This is a genomic window from Skermanella sp., assembly GCF_059503625.1.
Window position 1 is genome coordinate 1 of record NZ_JCACHA010001047.1, and the last position, 5,861, is coordinate 5,861.

5 protein-coding genes are annotated in these 5,861 nt (G+C 63.4%); 3 read left to right on the forward strand and 2 right to left on the reverse strand.

The genetic code is table 11. The features are described 5' to 3' along the window. Together AC5JJ6_RS38000 and AC5JJ6_RS38005 are read left to right on the forward strand one after the other, a co-directional pair. Window positions 1-373 (forward strand): hypothetical protein (locus AC5JJ6_RS38000; protein WP_496047011.1); only part of this gene is annotated, 373 nt, incomplete at its 5' end. Between the two features lie 165 nt (window positions 374-538). After that, on the forward strand, window positions 539-916 hold the full coding sequence (locus tag AC5JJ6_RS38005; protein WP_496047012.1) for an NUDIX hydrolase: 378 nt from the start codon (window positions 539-541) through the stop codon (window positions 914-916). Between the two features lie 6 nt (window positions 917-922). Here AC5JJ6_RS38005 and AC5JJ6_RS38010 read toward each other — a convergent pair whose 3' ends face one another. Both AC5JJ6_RS38010 and AC5JJ6_RS38015 read right to left on the reverse strand, forming a co-directional pair. Further along, a complete protein-coding gene (locus AC5JJ6_RS38010) occupies window positions 923-2,599 on the reverse strand; it encodes a Na/Pi cotransporter family protein (RefSeq protein ID WP_496047013.1) in 1,677 nt (558 codons plus the stop codon). A 75-nt stretch (window positions 2,600-2,674) separates the two neighbouring features. After that, entirely contained in the window at window positions 2,675-3,967 is a 1,293-nt protein-coding gene (locus AC5JJ6_RS38015; RefSeq protein ID WP_496047014.1) for a hypothetical protein, read from the reverse strand. Between the two features lie 288 nt (window positions 3,968-4,255). Between AC5JJ6_RS38015 and AC5JJ6_RS38020 the strand changes: the two genes are divergently transcribed. Continuing rightward, the coding region (locus AC5JJ6_RS38020) for an IlvD/Edd family dehydratase (RefSeq protein ID WP_496047015.1) at window positions 4,256-5,861 on the forward strand (1,606 nt) is incomplete at its 3' end.

Genomic DNA, 5,861 nt, shown 5'->3' on the forward strand with positions numbered 1-5,861 from the left:
GGCCAAGGTGAATACCACCGGGATAGCGGCCTACGCGCCCGACGATCCGTCGCTCATGGCGCTGCGCCTCGCCGTCTCCGCCGACCGCCTCGTCATGGACGGGGATGGGGACGGACATGTCTGCGAGTCCCCTCGTGTCGCCAGCAAAATGCTCGCCTTCGCGACGTTGATCTCCCAGACCTACGAGGCCTCACCCGCCGACATGGGTGTCGACGCCGCCGGCAAGGACCGTCCGGCCCACTTCATCACCTGCGCCAAGGGGGATATCGGGCCATCCTACGATCGCGGCTCGTGGATCGTCGAGATGGATTCCGGCACCATCGCCATGAACTGGTTCGACAGTGTCTTGTTGATCCTTGAGCGGGTCAGGTAGACCGCGACGGAACGAGCGGGACGCAACCGGGGCATCGATCGTATCCGCACTTATCCATAGGGGTTGCCGAATCGACGCCTCAGGCAATAGACTTGCTCTAACATGATAACGAAATCACCAAGATCCCAATCGCCAAGATCCCAATGCGCAGCGCTGCCGGTCCGGATGTCGGATGACGCGATCGAGGTGCTGCTTGTCACCTCCCGTGACACCGGACGGTGGATCATCCCCAAGGGATGGCTGGAAAAAGGCACCAAGCCGCACGACATGGCGGCCCGCGAAGCCTTCGAGGAAGCCGGGGTGGTGGGCAAGGTACAGAAGGAGCCGATCGGCTCCTACATCTACACCAAGCGCCTCAGCGCCAAGAAGTCGGTCGAATGCAACGTGGACGTGTTCCTTCTCAAGGTCGATCAGGACCTGAAGGACTGGCCGGAAAAGGACCAGCGCCAGAAGGAATGGATGTCGCCGTCGAAGGCGGCATTGCAGGTCAGCGAAAGCGGGCTGGTCGGCATTCTGCTCGGCCTCGGGTTGCCGACGGTCTGACGCCGTTCACTGAGCGTCGCCCGGGCGGGGCAGCCTGACCAGCCTCGACGGACGCAGCAGGTTGCTGCGCTCGAGCAAGGGATGCGCGATGGCTGCAAGATGGGCGTCCACCCGCTTCAGATCGCGCACGACATCAAGGTGCAGGCTGCTCGTTTCCGCCTGATCGGGTCCCTCGGGCAGTTCGGCGAATTGGCTTTCGGCCGCCGCGCGCTCGAACTCGCGGAAGCGTTCCTTCTCCTCGACAAGACGCAGGGCGGACCGCAGGTCGTCACCCATGAACACGGCGCCGGCCAGACGGAGCTGGGCCAGCAGGTGATCGTGCATCGCCTCGGCCTCCGCGGCCTGCCGGCTCGTCAGGCGCAGATGCCGCCGGATGCGCTTGGCGGCAAGGGTGAGCACGCCCTTGTCGATGATGTCGCCGGCATGTTCCAGGTTGAGGGCGACGGTCTGCACATGGGCCAGTCTGGCGGCATCCTCATCGCTGAGTTCCCGCTGGCTCAACTCCCCCAGGAACCGCTTGAGAGATCCGTGAAGGCGGTCCAGCACGTCGTCCATCCGGCGCAACTCCCCAGCCAGCCGGTTGTCGTCGCGCCGTAGCAGCTCCCTCGACCCTTTCAGCATCTCTTCTACAACGTCGGCCATGCGCAGCGCTTCGCGCGAGGCATTGGCGAGCGCTACCCGGGGGACATCCAGCGAAGCGGCATCCAGGTAACGGGGCGATGCCGGATCGTCGGGCCGAGGCCGGTCCGGGATCAGCTTTTCCAGCAGCTTGGCCTGCAACGCCAGCGGCAGGATGAACAGAAGCGCCAGCACCACGTTGAAGAGCAGATGAAACCCCGCGGCCATGCGTCCCGGATCGGGCTCCACCTGGCCGAGATACGCGGCGGTTTCCGGCAGGAACGGCAGCACCGCGACGCAGCCGGCGATCCGGTTGAACAGGTTGCCGACCGGCAGGCGAAGCGCGTTCCGGTCGCCCGATGTCGCGGCAAGCAAGGGATTGAACGCGCTCCCCAGGTTGGCGCCCAGCACCATGGCAAGCGCCGCCAGCGGCGTCACCAGCCCGCTGTCGGCCAGCGAGACGATCACCAGCACGGCGGCGATGCTGGAATGCATCGCCCAGGTTATCAGCGCCGCCATCAACAGGACCGGCAGCGGTTCCCGCGTGATGGCCGCAATCAATTCCCGCGCTTCGGGAGCCACGGCATCGGGCACGATGGTCTCGACAAGCAGGTGCAGGGACAGCAGGACGAGACCCAGGCCGATCGTCGCCCGCCCCAGGTTTCGGGACCGCGTCCGTGTCCCTGTCCGGAAGACCACCAGCCCGATGAAGATAAGGGCCGGGAAGACGATGGTGATATCGAAGGAAAGCGTCCAGACGACAAGGGCCGTACCCGCATTCGCCCCCAGCATGACGGCGAGCGCCGGCATCAGCCCGATCACGCCGTCGGCAAGGAACGACGTCGCCATCATCCCGGTGGCGGTACTGCTTTGCAACGCCACCGTGACGCCCATACCGGCCAGACAGGCGGCAAGCCGGTTCCGCAGCGCCCGGCCGAGCAACTGGCGGAGGTCTCCTCCGAAGGCGCGGAGGATCCCGGTCCTGACCATATGGACGCCCCAAAGCAGCAGGGCGACGTCTCCAAGAAGCTCGATCAGCGCATGGGTGGCGGGCATTGCCCCCATTTTCACACTCCCGATTCGATCGCGCAGGTCCGCGGCGGACCTTGAATCAACGGTAAGTGGCTGGTGGGCGGATCGTCAATCGTTCTCGAGTGAACTGGCCGTTTTCAAGGCGTTGGCGACCGTCAGGCCTTTCCGGAGAATGGTATCGACCATCCGTCCCTGAACGAGATTGATGCCGTGCTTCTGGGCGAAGAGCAGCCCGGTGACGGTGCTGCATCGGCCCAGGATGAAACGGCAGTTCTCCTGCGCCTTGATCTTATCGGCGAAGGTCTTCAAGTCCCTTTCGCTCATTTCCGCCAGTTCATTGGTCCAGAACAGCTTGGCGTAATGGCAGGCCATGAATTCCAGGTCCATGTGCGCCACCCACATCGGCGTGATTCCGTCGATGCAGATCGAGTAGCCTCGCGTGCTCGCGTACTCGATGACCTCATGATAGGTGTCGATGTTCTCGACCAGATCGGCCTTGTTGATCTCGAGGATGACATTCCCCCGCAGTTCCATCGTCAGCCGCTCGTCGAACTTGACGAAGGCGGAGGACATGATCGTGCTGAGGTTCAGGTTCAATCCGATTCTGTGGCCGCGGATGAAATCGATGCCATGATTCAGCGACTTCAGGACCGCATGATCGAGGCTCGATGTGAAGTAGTTGAACAGCCAGCGGTTGGCCGTAAGATCGAACTCGGGACTTAGGCGATCCTCGAGAGTTTTTACGGCGATATAGATTTCGAAATACTCGTGGAGGTTCACGGCCGCTGGGTCGAGACTGACGATCGGCTGGTTGAGCATGAACGGCGACAGGTCGAACATTCCGATCTGCCGCTCGATCTTCGCCAACTCCTCCAGGCTTATCGGCTCCTTGGTCGTTGCCTTCGGGCCGTCGATGCCTCCGCCTTCGTCTCCCAATCCTTCGATGAAACGGATGACGTTCACGAAGTTCAGCGACAGCTCCATGATCGAGTAGAGCGTGTGCTCCTTGTAGGGATTGATATTCGTCATCTTCGTGCGGGCCAGCATCATCTTTTCGATCTTCTGGCACGCTTCGGTGATGGTGGAAAACTTGATGCCCTTGTAGAGGATCAGAACGTCTTCGTTCGACAGGGTGAAGACTTGCAGGTAGGCGGAATTGTCGGCGATCGACTGAACAGCCCTTTTGATCTCCAGGATGTCGCCATAGTTCTTGTCCTGGAGCAGCGACAGGTGCAGGTGGACCAGACGCAATCCCTGGAGTTCACGCTTGGCCGATTGCAGAAGCTTCAGCAGCCGTTCGTCGTCGTGCTGCGGCTTCTCGGGAACAGCCGCCGCCTTCTCTCCCGGTTTGACCCATAGCCGGTCGCGCGCCGGGCGTTCCTGCCTTGGGCGGTTCATCATAGCTGCACGCGCTCCCGCGCGGTATCGGACCAGACTGGACGTTCTTCCACCATGTTTCCATCCGATTGCCGCTTCAGCCGGCTGGCCTCCGATAGGGCTTGCCCTGCCGAGACATGCCAGCCATCCCGTCGGATCAGGATAGCGAAGATAAATTTATGAAAACTTTATGTTCGTCAAATGAAATGATAAGCCGGCGATACCCGACATACTATCGCCTCCGTCCTATTGTTCGCTGCCCTCCCAGCCGCCAAACTGTTGGATAAGCGAGTTGGATCGAGGGGAGAAACCATGACCACGGAGAAACCGTACACACCGGACGCGCCGGATACGAACGGCGCCGGCAGACTGCGCAGCCAGGCCTGGTTCGACGACCGGTCGAACCCCGACATGACCGCCCTTTACATCGAACGGTACCTCAACTATGGGCTGACCCGGCAGGAGCTTCAGTCCGGCAAGCCGATCATCGGCATAGCGCAGACCGGCAGCGACCTCGCTCCCTGCAACCGCCACCACATCGAATTGGCGTCGCGCGTCAGGGACGGCATCCGCGAAGCGGGCGGCGTTCCCATCGAGTTTCCGGTCCACCCGATCCAGGAGACGGGCAAGCGCCCCACGGCGGCGCTCGACCGCAACCTCTCCTACCTGGGACTGGTCGAGGTGCTTTACGGCTACCCCCTGGACGGCGTCGTGCTGACGACCGGCTGCGACAAGACCACGCCCGCCATGCTGATGGGCGCCGCCACCGTCAACATCCCCGCCATCGTCCTGTCCGGCGGTCCGATGCTCGACGGCCATTACAACGGCAGGCTCGCCGGTTCCGGCACGGTGGTCTGGGAAGCGCGCCGGCTGCTCTCCGCCGACGCGATCGGCTATGACGAGTTCATGGACATGGTGTGCGCCTCGGCTCCCAGCGTCGGCCACTGCAACACCATGGGCACCGCCCTGTCGATGAACTCGCTGGCGGAAGCGCTGGGCATGTCCCTGCCCGGCTGCGCCGCGATCCCCGGCCCCTACCGGGAGCGCGGCCAGATGGCTTATCTGACCGGCCGCCGCATCGTGGAGATGGTCCGGGAGGATCTGACCCCGCGCAAGGTCATGACCAGGGACGCCCTCGAGAACGCCATCGCCGTGGCCTCCGCGATCGGCGCCTCGACCAACTGCCCGCCGCACCTGACGGCCATCGCCCGCCATGTCGGCGTCGACCTGTCGCTGGAAGACTGGCAGCGGGTCGGCCACGAAGTTCCGCTGCTGGTCAACTGCCAGCCCGCCGGGTTCTACCTGGGAGAAGCCTTCCACCGGGCCGGCGGCATCCCTTCCGTCATGAAGGAGCTGCTGAAGGCCGGACGCATCCACGCCCATGCCGTCACCGTCAGCGGCAAGTCCATCGGCGAGAACGTCGCGAAGGCGCCGGCGCCCGATAACGACGTCATCCGTCCCTACGACAAGCCGCTGATGGAAGAGGCCGGGATGCTGGTGATGGGCGGCAACCTGTTCGATTCCGCTGTCATGAAGACAAGCGTCATCAGCCCGGAGTTCCGCGAGCGGTATCTCTCCAACCCGGACGATCCCGATGCCTTCGTCGGCCGCGCCATCGTTTTCGAAGGACCGGAGGATTATCACGGCAGGATCAACGACCCCACCCTCGACATCGACCAGGACTGCATCCTGTTCATCCGCGGCTGCGGCACCGTGGGATATCCGGGATCGGCCGAAGTCGTCAACATGCAGCCGCCCGACCACCTGATCAAACGCGGCATTGTTTCGCTCCCGACCATCGGCGATGGCCGCCAGAGCGGCACCTCGGCCAGCCCGTCAATCCTCAACGCCTCGCCGGAAGCGGCTGTCGGCGGCGGTCTGGCCCTGCTCAAGACCGGCGACAAGGTCCGGATCGACC

Bases quoted from the DNA above. Each gene is read 5' to 3' on its own strand.
- AC5JJ6_RS38010 (WP_496047013.1), bottom strand. From the start codon at position 2,599: ATGGGGGCAATGCCCGCCACCCATGCGCTGATCGAGCTTCTTGGAGAC.
- AC5JJ6_RS38015 (WP_496047014.1), bottom strand. From the start codon at position 3,967: ATGATGAACCGCCCAAGGCAGGAACGCCCGGCGCGCGACCGGCTATGG.
- AC5JJ6_RS38005 (WP_496047012.1), top strand. From the start codon at position 539: ATGTCGGATGACGCGATCGAGGTGCTGCTTGTCACCTCCCGTGACACC.